Source organism: Caulobacter sp. FWC2, assembly GCF_002742625.1.
Classification (GTDB): domain Bacteria; phylum Pseudomonadota; class Alphaproteobacteria; order Caulobacterales; family Caulobacteraceae; genus Caulobacter.
Genome location: NZ_PEBF01000001.1, coordinates 2,090,072 through 2,105,011 on the forward strand (window position 1 = coordinate 2,090,072; position 14,940 = coordinate 2,105,011).

Below are 14,940 nucleotides of genomic sequence, written 5' to 3' on the forward strand. Positions count from 1 at the left end.
CGGGGAGCGGGCCCATGACCACCATCGACAAGCCCTCTCCCTGGCATCGCGGCGAGGTCGAGATCCAGCGCAGCGTCGGCGTCGAGGCGCGGATGGACGGCATTGGCAGTCGCGTCATCCGCGACTTCCTGCTGGACCAGCACCGCGCGTTCTTCCCGCAGCTGCCGTTCCTAGTGGTCGGAAGCGTCGATCCGACCGGCGCGCCCTGGGCGACGATCGTCGCCGGCCAGCCGGGCTTTGTCACCTCGCCTGATATCCACACCCTGGCGATCAAGGCAGTGCGCCAGTCCACCGATCCCGCCGACGCGGGCATGGAGGACGGCGATGCTGTCGGCCTGCTGGGCATCGAGCTGCATACCCGCCGCCGCAACCGCATGAACGGGACCGTGCGCCGTCAGGCCTACGGCTTCGACGTCACGGTGGGGCAGAGCTACGGAAACTGCCCGCAATACATCCAGCTGCGCGACTTCGCGGTGGTGGGCGACCCTGCCGCGCCCTATGCCGGCGAGGTCGAGACCTCCTCGGATCTGGACGCCGAGGCCCGCCGGGTAATGGGCGCCGCCGACGCCTTCTTCGTGGCGTCGTACAGTGATGAGAACGGCCGGCAGGTCGATATCTCGCACCGGGGCGGCAAGCCCGGCTTCGTGCGGATCGGCGAGGACGGCGTCCTGACCATCCCGGACTTCGCCGGCAACCTGTTCTTCAACACGCTGGGCAACATCCGGCTGAACGGCAAGGCGGGGCTGGTCTTTGTCGACTTCTCGTCTGGTGACCTGCTGCAACTGACCGGCCAGGCCGAGGTCGTGCTGGACTCGCCGGAGATCGCGGCTTTCCAGGGCGCGGAGCGTCTATGGCGCGTGCGTCCGACCAAGATCGTCCGTCGTCGGAGTTTCCTGCCAGTGCGCTGGGTCGACCAGGCCAATGGGGCCTCGCCCAACGCCCTGATCACCGGCGACTGGGATGCGGTGGCGGCACGCCTCAAGGCCGCCGAGCTGGCCGGTCGCTGGCGGCGGTTCCGCGTCAGGAAGATCACCCGCGAGAGCGCGACGATCCGGTCGTTCGAACTGGAGCCGGCCGACGGCGTGGCCGCCATCCCGCACCTGGCCGGCCAGCACCTTCCGATCCGCGTCCAGCTTCCGGGCGATCAGCGGCCCGTCATCCGCACCTACACCCTGTCGGTCGCGCCCTCGGATTCTTTCTACCGGATCAGCGTCAAGCGCGAGGGGGCGGTCTCTCGATACCTCCACGACCATGTGCGCGAGGGCGACCTGATCGAGGCCCGCGCCCCGGCCGGCGACTTCACCATCGACGCCAAGGAAAAGCGCCCGGCGGTGCTGCTGGCGGCCGGCGTCGGCATCACCCCGATGATCGCCATGGCCCGACATCTCCTGTTCGAAGGCTTCCGCACGCGCGGCATTCGGCCGACCTGGATCTTCCAGGCCGCGCGGACCAAGGCCGAGCGGGCGTTTGACGAGGAACTCTCGGCCTTGGTCGAGGCTGGGCAGGGGGCGATCCACCTGACGCGCATCCTCAGCAACACGGAGGGCGCGGACGGTGACGACTACGACCTGCTGGGACGGCTCGACATGGACGCCCTGCGCGCCGAGCTGCCGTTCGATGACTACGACTTCTATCTGTGCGGCCCACCGGCCTTCATGCAGGCGATCTATGACGGCTTGCGCGGCCTGAACGTCGCGGACAAGCGCATCCACGCCGAGGCGTTTGGTCCCGCGTCGCTGCAACGCACGCCGGACACCGGGTCCGCGCCTGCTAAGACCGTCCCGCCGCCGGCGACAAGCTCCAAGCCGGTGTTCTTCATGGAGTCCTCCAAGGAGGCCCGTTGGGAACCTGGCTCTGGCACGCTCCTGGAGCTGGCCGAGGCCCGCGGACTGCAGCCTGAGTTCAGCTGCCGAACCGGAAGTTGCGGTTCATGCAAGACCAGGGTGCTGCAAGGCGTTGTTTCCTATCTCACGCCGCCAACCGCTGCGGTCGCCGAGGACGAAGCGCTGATCTGCTGCGCCGTTCCGGCGGCCGAAGGCGAGACGCTGCATCTGGCCCTTTGATCCCAAGGAGAAACCCATGTCCCGTCCGCCGCTGCCCCCGTTCACCCGCGAAACCGCCATCGAGAAGGTCCGCCTGGCCGAGGATGGCTGGAATAGCCGCGACGCCGCCAAGGTCGCCCTGGCCTATACGACCGACACACACTGGCGGAACCGCGCCGAGTTCCTGATCGGCCGTGATCAGGCCCAGGCCTTCCTGGAGCGCAAGTGGGTCAAGGAGCTGGACTATCGGTTGATCAAGGAGCTTTGGGCGTTCGAGGGCAATCGCATCGCCGTCCGCTACGCCTACGAATATCACGACGACAGCGGCAACTGGTTCCGCGCCTACGGCAACGAGAACTGGGAGTTCGACGCCGACGGCCTGATGCGCAACCGCCACGCCAGCATCAACGAGCAGCCGATCGCCGAGGCTGACCGCAAGTTCCACTGGCCGCTGGGCCGGCGGCCTGACGATCATCCCGGCCTGAGCGACTTCGGCTTCTGACCGCGCTCTTCCAGATCATAACCCGTCTCGGGCCAAGCCCCGAGCCGCGGCGCTCGCTAGGCTTCGTCGAGCAGGGCCAGGACATTGGCCAGGGTGGGGGCGAAATCGTCACGCCGCCAGGCCAGGCCCGTCTCCAGCATCGGCGCCGCGCCGGCCAGAGGGACGTAGCGGACGCCCGCCCGCGCCAGGTTGCGCAGCGAGGCCGGCACGAGGGCGATCCCCAGGCCGCTGGAGACCAGGCTGATGATGGTCTGCATCTGGATCGCCTCCTGGACGATCCGCGCCGTTCCGCCCAGCGAGGCGAAATAGCCGGTAACCAGGTCATGGAAGGCCGGGGCCACGTGCTTGGGAAACAGGATCAGCGGCGAGGCCAGGACCTCGGCGCTGGAGAGCTCGGTCTCGCGGGCGATGCGGCCGTCCTCGATCCAGGCGCTGGGCACGGCGGCGACCAGAGGCTCGCGCAACAGCCGGCGATAGGCGAGGGCCGGCGGCAGGGGATGATCGGCGGGCGGGATGATGATGCCGGCATGGCGTTCGCCGCTGACGATGGCCGGGATCTGCACGTCGCTGGTGGCCTCGAACAGGCGGATCTCGACGTCCGGATAGGCCTGGGAGTAGCGCCGCACCAGCGAGGGCAGGACGCTGTAGTCGGCCGTGCTGACGAACGACAGGGCCAGATAGCCGGTCTGACCATCGCGCATCCGCTGGGCCAGGGCGGGCAGACCGTCCAGCGCCGCCAGAGTTTCATGCACGTACGGTAGCCACTGCTCGCCCAGGGCGGTCAGGCGAACGCTGCGTTTGGTGCGCTCGAACAGCGGCGCGCCCAGGTCGCGCTCCAGGCTCATGATCGATTGGCTGAGTGGCGGCTGGGTCATGCCCAGCCGCTCGGCGGCGCGGCCGAAGTGGAGGGTCTGGGCCACGGCCACGAAGTGGCGGAGCGGGCGAGCGTCCATTGATATTCTCAGTGACCTAATGATGCTGAACTAATATATTTTGAGAGTGGGTGAAACGGCCTTAAATAACCCCATCGCCGACATTGAGATTTGCCATGCCTCCCTATCGCTCACGCACCTCGACCCACGGCCGCAACATGGCGGGGGCCCGCGGCCTCTGGCGCGCGACGGGCATGAAGGACGAGGACTTCGGCAAGCCGATCATCGCGGTGGCCAACAGCTTCACCCAGTTCGTCCCGGGCCACGTGCACCTGAAGGACCTGGGCCAGCTGGTCGCCCGCGAGATCGAGGCGGCCGGCGGCGTGGCCAAGGAGTTCAACACCATCGCCGTCGACGACGGCATCGCCATGGGGCACGGCGGGATGCTGTACTCGCTGCCCAGTCGGGAGCTGATCGCCGACAGCGTAGAGTACATGGTCAACGCTCACTGCGCCGACGCCATTGTCTGCATCTCCAACTGCGACAAGATCACGCCGGGCATGCTGATGGCCGCCATGCGCCTCAACATCCCGGTGGTCTTCGTCTCCGGCGGCCCGATGGAGGCCGGCAAGGTGCGGGTGAAGGGTGAGATCCGCGCCCTGGACCTGGTCGACGCTATGGTCGTGGCCGCCGACGACAAGTATACCGACGAGGAAGTCACCGCGATCGAGAAGGCCGCTTGCCCCACCTGCGGTTCGTGCTCGGGGATGTTCACCGCCAACTCGATGAACTGCCTGACCGAGGCCCTGGGTCTGTCTTTGCCGGGCAACGGCTCGGTCCTGGCCACTCACGCCGATCGCGAGGCCCTGTTCAAGGAGGCCGGCCGCCTGGTCGTCGACCTCTGCCAGCGCTGGTACGAGCAGGACGATCCCACGGCGCTGCCGCGCGGCATCGCCACGCGGGCGGCGTTCGAGAACGCCATGAGCCTGGACATCGCCATGGGCGGCTCGACCAACACCGTGCTGCACCTGCTGGCGGCCGCCCAGGAAGGCGGGGTCGACTTCAAGATGGAAGACATCGACCGTCTGTCGCGCCGCGTGCCGTGCCTCTCGAAGGTGGCCCCGGCCAAGGCCGACGTGCACATGGAGGACGTCCACCGCGCCGGCGGCGTCATGGCCATCCTGGGCGAACTGGAGCGCGGCGGCCTGATCGACACGACCCAGCCGACCGTCCACGCCACGACCATGGCCGAGGCGCTGGCGCGCTGGGACATCGGCCGCACCAACAGCGCGACCGCCCACGAGCTCTTCCGCGCCGCGCCGGGCGGCAAGCCGACCCAGATCGCCTTCAGCCAGGCCGCTCGCTGGGAGAGCCTGGACCTGGACCGCGAGAAGGGCGTCATCCGCTCGGTCGAGCATCCGTTCTCGAAGGACGGCGGCCTGGCTGTTCTGTTCGGCAACCTGGCCCCCGAGGGCTGCATCGTGAAGACGGCCGGGGTCGACGACTCCATCCTGACTTTCCGGGGGACGGCCCGCGTCTATGAGAGCCAGGAGGCCGCGGTCAGCGGCATCCTGGGCGGTCAGGTCAAGGCCGGCGAGGTCGTGGTCATCCGCTACGAAGGTCCCAAGGGCGGGCCGGGCATGCAGGAGATGCTGTACCCGACCACCTATCTGAAATCGAAGGGCCTGGGCGCGGCCTGCGCCCTGATCACCGACGGTCGCTTCTCGGGCGGCACCTCGGGTCTGTCGATCGGCCACGTCTCGCCGGAAGCGGGCGAGGGCGGCTTGATCGCCCTGGTCGAGACCGGCGACTCGATCCTGATCGACATCCCCAATCGCGGCATCACGCTTGAGGTGTCGGACGCCGTCATCGCCGAGCGCCGCGAGGCTCAGCTGGCTCGGGGCGCCAAGGCCTGGAAGCCCCTGGACCGCAAGCGCGAGGTCAGCCCGGCCTTGCGCGCCTACGCCGCCATGACCACCAACGCCGCCCGCGGCGCGGTGCGTGACGTGAGCCAGGTCGAGTAGAGCCAAAGGCTAGAGCTGGGCCGCTGCTTCCCGGCAGAGGTCCAGCAGCCAGCCATTGGGCGAGTCCGCCGCGTCGCTGGCGCGCAGCACCGCGCCGAACGGCATGGGGGGCGGGGCGTTCGGCGGTTCGACCATGAACACCTTGCCGCGATCGGCGGCCAGCTGGGCCAGGCGCCGGGGCAGGATGCAGGTCATGTCCGAGCGGCCGACCATGTTCATGGCGCTGAACGAGTCCTGCACGGTGAACGGCTGATAGGGGTTGTCGCCCAGGGCGTAGGTGTCGCCCCATGAGGTCACGCGCCGCAGGCCCAGGTGCCCGGCCGAGGTGCGGTCGGGATCGTCGTTGCCGCCGCCCGAGACGCCCAGGCGCGGCAGGCGGGCCAGGGTGTCGTAGTCGACGCCGCTCGCGACCATCGGGTGGTCGGCGCGCAGCACCCACACGCCGGTCTCCTCGAACAACGGACTGTAGGAAAACCGTCCCGGGATCGCCTCGAAGCAGCCGACGACCATGTCGAGGCGACCAGTGTCGAGGTCCTCGGTCATGCCGGCATAGAGGTTGTGGAAGTGGATCTGAACGTTCGGCGCGCTGGCGATCACCCGCTCGGCGATCAAAGGGCCCAGGACGTAGGAAATATAGGTCCCGGCAGCGATGTTGAAGGTGTGCGTATCGACCGCCGGATCGAACCGATGGTTGGTGACGGCGCTCTCCAGCAGCTTCAGGGCGGTGCGCGCGGTTTCGGCGATCTCCAGCGCGCGCGGCGTCGGGCGCAGTCCCGTCTGGCCGCGTACAAAGAGGTCGTCGCCGACCATTTCGCGCAGGCGGCGCAGCGAATGGCTCACTGCCGATTGCGAGAGGCCCAGGCGCTCGCCGGCGCGCGTGGCGTTCTTCTCTTCCAGCAGGGTGACGAACACCCGGAAGAGGTTGAGGTCGGCGGTTCTGAAATTAATGGCATTCATGGCTGTCGTGAAGACATATCATTTCTCTCATGACAGGCCGAGCCCTATCTGAGGGCCAAGGTTCGCGAGCCGAACGAACCTCAACGATTCCCCAAAAACCTATCGAGACGTGGAGCAGCGCGTGAGCGACGCTGAAGGTTACGACGCCATTGCCGAGGCCGAGGTCGGCGCGGCCAACAGGCGGCGCGAGAAGACCCTGGGCCAGCGGCTGCGCTGGCCGCTGATGATTGGCGTGCCGCTGGTCGTGCTCGCGGGCATTGGTGTTTTCGTGGTGCTGACGGGCGGCAAGTCCGAGACCACCGACAACGCCTACGTCCAGTCCAGCCGCACCGGCATTTCCACCAGCATCGACGGCCGCGTGGTCGAGATCGACGTCCAGGAGAACCAGCGTGTGGCCAAGGGGCAGGTGCTGTTCCGCCTCGACCCGGCCGACTACCAGGTGGCGGTGTCACAGGCCGAGGCCGCCCTGGCCCAGGCTCGCTTCGACGTCCAGGGCAAGCGCGCGGTCTATAACCAACGCCTGGCCGATCTGGCCGCCGTGCAGGAGACCGCCGGCTATGCCCAGCGCGAGGCCGCTCGCCAGCGCGATCTCGCCGCCGCCGGCGTCGCCACCAAGGCGCAAGCGGACGAGGCTCGCCACGCCGCCGACCAGGCCCAGCGTCAGGTCGCCGTCGTCCAGCAGCAGATCGCGACGGCCCTGGCCGACCTCGGCGGTCGCGCTGACCTCGCCACCGAGCAGCAGCCCGGCGTGCTGGAGGCGTCCGCCAAGCTGGAGCGCGCCAAGCTGGATCGCTCATATGCCGCGGTGGTCGCCCCGACCGACGGCGTCATCGCCAAGGTCGAGCAACTGCAGGTCGGCCAGCGCGTCGAGGCGTCCAGGCCTTTGTTCTTCCTGATCTCGGGCAAGCCCTGGATCGAGGCCAACTTCAAGGAAGACCAACTGGCCCATATGCGAGTCGGCCAGCCGGCGACGATCAAGGTCGACGCCTACGACAAGCCGCTAAAGGCCCATGTCGCCAGCTTCAGTCCTGGCACCGGCGCCAGCTTCGCGCTGCTGCCGGCCGAGAACGCCACGGGCAACTGGGTCAAGGTCGTCCAACGTGTGCCCGTGCGCCTGACCCTGGACCAGGCAGCGCCGAGCAATCTCAGCGCTGGTCTCAGCGCCAAGGCGACCGTGGACATTCGTTCGGGCAAGCACGGATGACTCCCAAGGCGCTCCAGGAAGGGCGCGCCCGCGACGTCGCCAATCGCACGCCGATCACCATCTCGGTGATGCTGGCGACGATCATGATCTCGCTGGACACCACGATCGCCAACGTCGCCTTGCCGCACATCCAGGGCAGCGTCTCGGCCTCGACCGACCAGATCACCTGGGTGTTGACCTCCTACATCGTGGCCTCGACGATCATGACGCCGCTGACCGGCTTCCTGACGGAGCGGATGGGCCGCAAGATGGTGTTGATCGTCTCGATCATCGGCTTCACCGCCGCCTCGATGCTGTGCGGCGTGGCCCAGAACCTGGTCGAGATCGTGCTGTTCCGCCTGCTGCAAGGCCTGTTTGGAGCCGCGCTGATCCCGTTGTCCCAGGCCGTGCTGCTGGACATCAATCCGCCCGAGCGCCACGGCCAGGCCATGGCCGTGTGGGGCGCCGGCGCGGTGCTGGGTCCGCTGCTGGGGCCCGGCCTGGGCGGTTGGCTGACCGACAATCTCGACTGGCGGTGGGTGTTCTTCATCAACCTGCCGATCGGCATCCTGGCCTTCTGCGGCGTGTTCTTCTTCCTGTCCGAGAAGAAGAGTAGCGAGAAGCGCAAGTTCGACACCTTGGGCTTCCTGGCTCTGGCCATCGCCATCGGCGCCTTCCAGCTGATGCTGGACCGAGGTCCGAGCCAGGACTGGTTCGGCTCGCGCGAGATCTGGGTCGAGCTGATCGTCGCCGTCATCGCGCTGTGGGTGTTCGGCGTGCAACTGGCCACGGCCGAGAAGCCGTTCGTGGCGCGTGAGCTGCTGGCCGACGGCAACTTCATCACCTGCTGCCTGTTCGGCTTCTTCATCGGCATTCTGCTCTACAGCACCCTGGCCCTGCTGCCGCCGCTGATGCAGACCCTGCTGGGCTATCCGGTCGCCTTCACGGGCCTGGTGTCCATGCCGCGCGGCCTGGGCTCGTTCATCGCCATGTTCGCGGTGGGTCAGCTGATGGGCTGGATGAACATCAAGCTGCTGCTCAGCATCGGCCTGGCGATCAGCGCGCTCTCGCTCTGGCAGATGAGCCACTACAATCTGCAGATGGACACGACCCTGCTCGTGACCTCGGGCTTCCTGTCGGGCGTCGGCACGGGCCTGATCTTCGTGCCGCTCAGCACCATCGCCTTCGCCAAGGTCATGCCGCAGCACCGGGCGGAAGGCGCGGGTCTCTTCACCCTGATCCGCAACATCGGCTCGGCGGCGGGAATCTCGATCATGCAGGCCCTGTTCGTCAGCGGCATCGAGAAGCACCACGCGGTGCTGGTCGAGCACGCCCGGCCCGACAACCCGCTGTACCAGGCCTACGCCCCGAACGTGTTCTCGACCGAGGCCGCCATGGCCGCGTTCAACGGCGTCATCGGTCGGCAGGCGGCGATGCTGTCCTATCTCGACGACTTCCGGCTGATGCTGGTGATCACCATCGCCTGCGCGCCGCTCATCCTTCTCATGCGTACCCCGAAGCCCGGGGCGAAGGCCGCCAATGTCTCCGACCACTAAGCTCATCGCGGCCCTGCTGGCCGCTTCCAGCCTGACCGCCTGCACGACGGTCGGCCCGGACTTCAAGGCGCCCGACGCCCCCGAGACCACTTCGACCCTGGGCGCGGGCGAGACGGCCCCCGCCGCCGCGCGCCTCGAGGCCGAGGCCGCCAACGCCGGTCCGTGGTGGACAGCCCTGAACTCGCCCGAGCTGGACGCCGTCATCCGCCAGGCGCTGAAGGACAGTCCCACCCTGGCCGAGGCCGACGCCACCCTGGCGCAATCGCAATCGGCGTTGGCGCAGGCGCGCGGCGTGGCGGGGCCTCAGGTCACCGGCAACGCTGGCGTCGCCCGTGAACGCGCCAACCTGCAGGCGTTCGGCTTCACGGGCTTTGGCGACATCAAGCTCAGCAACCCGACCTTCAGCCTCTATTCGGTCGGCGGGGCGGTCAGCTACGACCTCGACCTCTGGGGCGGGAACAGGCGCCGCATCGAGAGCGCGACCGGTCGCGCCGAGGCCGAAGGTCGCCGCGCCGAGGCGGCCTATCTCAGCCTGACCGCCAATGTCGCCCTGCAAGCCGCGACCATCGCCACGCTGCGAGCCCAGATCGCCAGCGTCGAGCGGATGATCGCCGACGACCAGGCCAATATCGAGCTGATCCACAAGGCCAACGCCTTGGGCGGGTCGACCAGCCTGGCCAAGGTCTCGGCCGCCAGCCAGCTGGAAGAGGACCGCGCCCAGTTGCCGGCTCTGCAAGGCGAACTCGCCGCCGCCCGTCACGCCCTGGCCGTGCTGGTCGGCAAGGCCCCGGCCGACTGGAGCGCGCCGGCCTTCGATCTGTCGACGATGGCCCTGAGCGCGCCCGTGCCGGTCACCCTGCCGTCGCAACTGGTCCGCAAGCGGCCGGATATCCTGGCCGCCGAGGCTGAGCTGCACGCCGCCACCGCCGATATCGGCGTGACGACGGCCGACCTCTATCCGAACCTGAAGCTGACCGCCTCGCTGACCCAGGGCGCGCTGAAGCCGGGGGATATCTTCTCTTACGACGCCAGCGGCTGGGACCTGGGCGCTGGCCTGACCGCCCCGATCTTCGACGGGGGCGCCCTGAAGGCCCGTCGCCAGCAGGCCCGCGAGGCCGCCCGCGCCGCCAGCGCCCGCTACCAGCAGACCGTGCTGACCGCCTTCGGCCAGGTCGCCGACACGCTGTCGGCCCTATCGTCCGACGAGGCGGCGCTCGCCGCGCACGCCCGCACCGAGCAGCAGGCGACCGAACGCCTGCGCCTGGCCCGGGTCGCGTTCGACAAGGGCGGCGGCACGCTGCTGGAGGTGGTCGACGCCCAGCGCACCCTCAACGCCACCCGCTCGGCCCAGGCCCGCGCGAAAGGCCAACGCCTGGTCGACGCCATCCGCCTGTTCGCCGCGACCGGGGCCGATTGGCGCACCGGCTGACCGAATAAGGGGACGCCTCAATTCTGACGGCTTCACCTCGTCTTTCCGAGCGGCTAGTTTCGCGCGCCCCGAGGGGCGAGCCCGCTGGCGCAGCCGATGAGAGAATAGCCGTGATGAGCCGAAACATGACGCGTGGACTGGTTGTAGCGCTGGCGCTGTGGGCCGGTGCGGGAGCCGCCACGGCTCAGACCGGAGCCGCGCCGCGGGCGGGCGACATCTACGGCGTGTGGCGCAACCCCAAGGGCAGCGTCCATATCGAGATCAAGCCGTGCGACACCCGCACCTGCGGCGTCGTCGTCTGGGCCAATGCCGACGCGCGCGAAGACGTCAGGAAGAAAAAGAACCAGGACCTGGTCGGCATGCAGTTGCTGCGCGACTTCGCCGTTTCCGATCCCAACGAGTGGAAGGGTCGCGTCTATGTGCCCGACCTGGACATGACCTTCTCGGGCCAGGTCAAGCTGTTGGACCGCGCCTCGCTGAAGGCCAAGGGCTGCCTGCTGCCCAACATCCTCTGCAAGTCGCAGACCTGGACCCGGGTCGACACCGCGACAGCGGGCACGGCGAAGGCGTCCTAGGTCTCGAACGACAGCAGGGCCAGCAGCGCGCCTTCGGTGTCCGACAGTCGCCAGCCGCGATAGGCGAAGACCGATCCTTTTCGGAAGTCGGTCGCGGCTTGATCCCGCAGCCGGGGAAGGGCGGCGAGACCGCGTCCGACCGGGAACAGGCGCCTGGCCAGCACGGCCGCAGTGACGTTCGGATGCAGCTCGCGCCACGCCTTGCCGATCCGCTGGACGGCTCCTGCGTCGAGGCCGGCGAAGGCGTCGGGTGTCGCAGCGCGGGCCAGGGCTGGCGTGGCGGCCAGCGCCACCAGGGCGGCCAGGAGATCGCGGCGGCTGGTCATTGTGCGGTCTCGCTCTTCAGGTGGTCGGCCAGGCGCATGCATAGCGCCAGGATGGTCAGGGTCGGATTGACGATGCCCGACGTCGGGAACACCGAACTGCCGGCGACATAGAGGTTCCTGGCCTCGTGCAGGCGCAGGTCGGCGTCGACGACCCCCTTCTTCGGATCGTCGTGCATCCGCGTCGTCCCCATGTGGTGGCGCGAGGCGCTGGACGTCGCCAGCAGCTTGTCGCGCGGGATCGACCAGCACAGCCGGCCCTGGCCGGCGGCGCCGAGCGCGTCGGCAAGACCCGCCACCGACCGCTCCAGGTCGGCATAGTCCTTCTCGCCATAGGCCCACGTCAGGCGCACGCGCGGCATGCCCAGCGGGTCCTTGTGTTCCGGATCCAGGGTCACGCGGCTGTCGGGATTGGGGAAGTGCTCGGTCATGGCGAAATAGCCCAGCAACTGGGCTTCGTCCTGGCCGGCGACGCGGCCGCTGGTCCGGCGGATCGTTTGTGTGTCGGCGCCGACCTTGGTCTCGGTCCCCGAAGGCGTGGACTTGTAGAGGGTGGCGGTGAAGTTGCCGGTCTTCATCCGCGCCTGGGCCTTCAGGCCCGAGCCGATCACGCAATGGGCCGCCAGGCGCTTGGCGGGCGCGTAGAGCTCCATCGGCGCCGCGCGGGTGACGGCCACGGCCGAGCCTTCGGTCTCGGCGTCGCCGTCGTTCGAATAGGTCACGTGGCCCTGGAAGAACCGCCCGACCAGGTCGTGGCCGTTGCCCAGGTCGTCGGAGGCCAGCAACAGGCGGACGTTCTCGATGCCGCCTGTCGCCAGCACGTAGCGCTTGGCCTTGGCGGTGTGGCGCGAGCCTTTGAGGCAGGCGACATCCAGCCCAACGATTTCAGCGCCTTGGCGGCGGATTTTCACGACATTGGCGTACAGATAGACCGTGATGTTTGGGGCCTCGGCGAACTTCGTGCGCCAGGCGTCGAAGGCCGCCTTGTCGCCGCCGCCGGAGAACTTCGAGAACACGCGCGGCGCCGGGAAGAAGCCGTCGGCAGGGTCCAGCGCCAGGGGCTGGCGGTCTGGCTCGGCGGGCCTTGGCATCTCCAGCGGGAAGCGTGGGATCTCCAGCAGGTCGCAGGCCCGGTCGTAATAGGCCTGCATCTGCGGGCGGGTGACCGGCCAGCCGCTGTAGGGGATCCAGGACCGCTCGGCGAAGTCGGCGGGATCCAGAGGTCCGCACTTGCCGCCCCAGACGTGGCCCGAGCCGCCCAGAGCCCTGATGCGGGACTGTGCCGGATAGTTGTCGAACGGCCGGTCGGGATTGCCGGGCGCCGTCTGGACGCCGGAGCCGGCGTAGAGGGCCTGGTTCTCCATGTCGATTTCCAGGCCGCCGCTCTCCAGGATCGCGACCTTCAGCGGGCCGCCGGCCAGCTCCTTGGCCAAGGTGATGCCGGCCAGGCCGCCGCCGATGATCACGAGATCGGCTTCGATCCGGCTGGCGTCAGGCAAGGTTCGGGCGTCGATGATCGCCATCGTTGAAAAACTCGCTGATTATTGGGGAAAGTGCGGGGCGGGTCCCTTAGGACCGCGCGCCCCGGGTCTTCAGGTAGTTCACGACGGCGCCGTGGCCGTTCTTGCGGGCCTGGCCGAGCGGCGAGCGCATCTCGCCTTCATTGGCCTCGACCGCGCGGTTCACGTCGGCGCCGTGCTCGACCAGGTAGGTAACGATGGGCAGGCTGCCGGCCTGGGCCGCGTTGATCAGCGGGGTCTCGTCGCCGGGGACGAAGATCTCGACATTGGCGCCGCGCGCCACCAGGGCCTGGACGATGTCGAGGTGGCCGGACAGCGAGGCCTGGATCAGCGGGGCGCCGTCGCCGCGCACGGCCAGGTTAGGATCGGCGCCGGCGGTCAGCAGGGCCTGGACGATGTCCATCCGGCCGCGACGGGCGGCCTCGATCAGCGGCGAGCCGTCGCCGACCACCACCGTGTTCACATCGGCCCCAAGGGCGATCAGTTCGCGCACGGCGGCGATGTCCTTGGCGCGCACGGCCTCGAACAGCGGTTGGCCCAGGTGACGGGCGACGGCTGACTTGGCTTGGTCGGGGCTCCGCTGGACGACTTGGGCCGGCTGGGCGGCCCAGGCGGCGACGCCGGCAGAGAGGCTGAGGACCGCGACGGCGGCCGCGCCGGCCAGGTGGCGGCTCCGTTGGGCATGGTGACGGGTAAGCAAGGTGAAGCGCTCCTTCAGTTGGTTGTTGGCCGAGGCGGGCCAATGACAGCCCATCGGCGGGGCGAAGGCGGCCAGCTGGGTCTTCAGCATGGCTTCGCCATAGGCGCGGCGGGTCTTGGGGTGATGGGCCAGGACGGCGGCGTCACAGGCGATCTCCTGATCGATCCGCAGCACGGCCGCGCCCAGATGGACGAAGGGATTGAACCAGAACAGGCACCGCAGGCCGGTGACCACGGCGTTGATCTGGGCGTCGCCGACGGCCAGGTGGTTGCGCTCGTGGGCGATGATCAGCGCCTGCTCCTCGGACGTGAAGCGCTCGGCGAAGTCGGCGGGCAGCACCACGCAGGGCGCCAGGGCCCCAATCACGGCCGGGCCGACGCCCGGACGCTCCGCCAGCAGCAGGCGGGCGTCGTCGGTGACGCTGAGCCGGCCCAGCGACCGGACGAAGCGGCGCTGGCGCTCGGCCTGGACGATCAGGCCGGCGAAGGCGACGAAGGCCCACAGGCCCAACACGATCTCGGCGATCGGGATAGCGCTGACCTGCCTTGGTGCGGGGATCGGCGAAGGCGCGGCCTTGGTGGATAAGGGTGCCTGGGTCCCGATGACTGAAGCAACCGGCTCGGCGCTGACGGGCGCGGGCAGGGTGATGGTGCGGGCCGGGATCAGCAGGGCCAGGATCGACAGCGGTACGATCAGCCACAGGGCATAGGCGCTACGGGCCCCGAAGGCGGCGCGGACCGGCTTGCGAAGGACCAGCACCAGCACGACCGCCGCCGCCAGGGCGAGATTGGCCTTGGCCATGAAGAGGATAAGGTCACTGGTCATCGTCGATCCTGTCCAGCAGGCGGCGCAGTTCGGCGATGTCTTCGGGGTTCAGCTTCTCGCGCTTGGAGAAGTGGCTGACCAAGGGCGCCAGGCGGCCGTCGAACAAGCGGTCCAGCAGGCCCTGGCTCTCGGAGTCCACATAGTCCTCGCGACCGACCAGCGGGCGGTAAAGGAAACGACGGCCATCCTTGTCGGCGGCGATCGCGCCCTTCTTCAAAAGGCGGTTCAGCAGGGTCTTCACCGTGCCCTCGGCCCAGCCGTGGTCCTTGGCCAGGATGGCCAGCACGTCCTCGGCGGGCTTTGGGCTGTCGGCCCAGAGCACTTTCATGACTTCGCTCTCGGCGGCGCTGATGCGTTGCGGGTTCGTATCCATGCTCTAACGATTACGCACGTAAATGATCGCGTCAAGCCAACGATTACGCATGTAAACGA

Annotated in this window: 13 protein-coding genes; 7 read left to right on the forward strand and 6 right to left on the reverse strand. The window is 68.6% G+C overall.

Going from position 1 to position 14,940, the window contains the following annotated elements:
- The first annotated feature begins 14 nt into the window (after nucleotides 1–14).
- Nucleotides 15–2,063, forward strand: coding sequence for a pyridoxamine 5'-phosphate oxidase family protein (locus CSW62_RS10005; protein WP_099577366.1), 2,049 nt, complete (start codon nucleotides 15–17; stop codon nucleotides 2,061–2,063).
- Nucleotides 2,064–2,079: 16 nt separating this feature from the next.
- On the forward strand, nucleotides 2,080–2,544 hold the full coding sequence (locus CSW62_RS10010) for a DUF1348 family protein (RefSeq protein WP_099577368.1): 465 nt from the start codon (nucleotides 2,080–2,082) through the stop codon (nucleotides 2,542–2,544).
- A 56-nt stretch (nucleotides 2,545–2,600) separates the two neighbouring features.
- Here the strand turns inward: CSW62_RS10010 and CSW62_RS10015 are convergent, their stop codons facing one another.
- Nucleotides 2,601–3,497, reverse strand: a complete 897-nt coding sequence (locus CSW62_RS10015) for a LysR family transcriptional regulator (RefSeq protein WP_099577371.1) — start codon at nucleotides 3,495–3,497, stop codon at nucleotides 2,601–2,603.
- A gap of 95 nt (nucleotides 3,498–3,592) precedes the next feature.
- On the opposite strand from CSW62_RS10015, the gene ilvD reads away from it, so the two are divergent.
- Entirely contained in the window at nucleotides 3,593–5,440 is a 1,848-nt protein-coding gene (gene ilvD / locus CSW62_RS10020; RefSeq protein WP_099577373.1) for a dihydroxy-acid dehydratase, read from the forward strand.
- Between the two features lie 9 nt (nucleotides 5,441–5,449).
- Here the strand turns inward: ilvD and CSW62_RS10025 are convergent, their stop codons facing one another.
- Nucleotides 5,450–6,397 carry a LysR family transcriptional regulator gene (locus tag CSW62_RS10025; RefSeq protein WP_099577375.1) on the reverse strand — a complete coding sequence of 316 codons (948 nt, stop codon included), beginning with the start codon at nucleotides 6,395–6,397 and terminating at the stop codon, nucleotides 5,450–5,452.
- A gap of 121 nt (nucleotides 6,398–6,518) precedes the next feature.
- On the opposite strand from CSW62_RS10025, the gene CSW62_RS10030 reads away from it, so the two are divergent.
- The 4 genes from CSW62_RS10030 to CSW62_RS10045 all read left to right on the forward strand — a co-directional run bounded on the left by CSW62_RS10030 (nucleotide 6,519) and on the right by CSW62_RS10045 (nucleotide 11,140).
- Nucleotides 6,519–7,601: an HlyD family secretion protein gene (locus tag CSW62_RS10030; RefSeq protein ID WP_099582235.1), complete on the forward strand. Its 1,083-nt coding sequence runs from the start codon at nucleotides 6,519–6,521 to the stop codon at nucleotides 7,599–7,601.
- Nucleotides 7,598–9,136, forward strand: coding sequence for a DHA2 family efflux MFS transporter permease subunit (locus tag CSW62_RS10035; protein ID WP_099577377.1), 1,539 nt, complete (start codon nucleotides 7,598–7,600; stop codon nucleotides 9,134–9,136). Before CSW62_RS10030 ends, CSW62_RS10035 begins: the two co-directional genes overlap by 4 nt.
- On the forward strand, nucleotides 9,120–10,565 hold the full coding sequence (locus tag CSW62_RS10040; protein ID WP_099577379.1) for an efflux transporter outer membrane subunit: 1,446 nt from the start codon (nucleotides 9,120–9,122) through the stop codon (nucleotides 10,563–10,565). The genes CSW62_RS10035 and CSW62_RS10040 overlap by 17 nt, the downstream gene beginning before the upstream one ends.
- 125 nt (nucleotides 10,566–10,690) lie before the next feature.
- Nucleotides 10,691–11,140, forward strand: coding sequence for a DUF2147 domain-containing protein (locus CSW62_RS10045; protein WP_233206653.1), 450 nt, complete (start codon nucleotides 10,691–10,693; stop codon nucleotides 11,138–11,140).
- On the opposite strand, the gene CSW62_RS10050 is transcribed toward CSW62_RS10045, so the two are convergent.
- From CSW62_RS10050 to CSW62_RS10065, 4 genes are read right to left on the reverse strand one after another with little or no spacing between them, the layout of a single operon-like run.
- Complete coding sequence (locus CSW62_RS10050; protein WP_099577383.1) at nucleotides 11,137–11,466, reverse strand: hypothetical protein; 330 nt, start codon at nucleotides 11,464–11,466, stop codon at nucleotides 11,137–11,139. The two genes, CSW62_RS10045 and CSW62_RS10050, sit on opposite strands and share 4 nt — an antisense overlap.
- On the reverse strand, nucleotides 11,463–12,986 hold the full coding sequence (locus CSW62_RS10055; protein ID WP_099577385.1) for an FAD-dependent oxidoreductase: 1,524 nt from the start codon (nucleotides 12,984–12,986) through the stop codon (nucleotides 11,463–11,465). The genes CSW62_RS10050 and CSW62_RS10055 overlap by 4 nt, the downstream gene beginning before the upstream one ends.
- Nucleotides 12,987–13,032: 46 nt before the next feature.
- Nucleotides 13,033–14,508 carry a M56 family metallopeptidase gene (locus tag CSW62_RS10060; protein WP_099577387.1) on the reverse strand — a complete coding sequence of 492 codons (1,476 nt, stop codon included), beginning with the start codon at nucleotides 14,506–14,508 and terminating at the stop codon, nucleotides 13,033–13,035.
- Nucleotides 14,498–14,881 (reverse strand): BlaI/MecI/CopY family transcriptional regulator, encoded by a 384-nt coding sequence (locus tag CSW62_RS10065; RefSeq protein WP_099577389.1) that lies wholly within the window; start codon nucleotides 14,879–14,881, stop codon nucleotides 14,498–14,500. Before CSW62_RS10065 ends, CSW62_RS10060 begins: the two co-directional genes overlap by 11 nt.
- Between the last annotated feature and the right edge of the window lie 59 nt (nucleotides 14,882–14,940).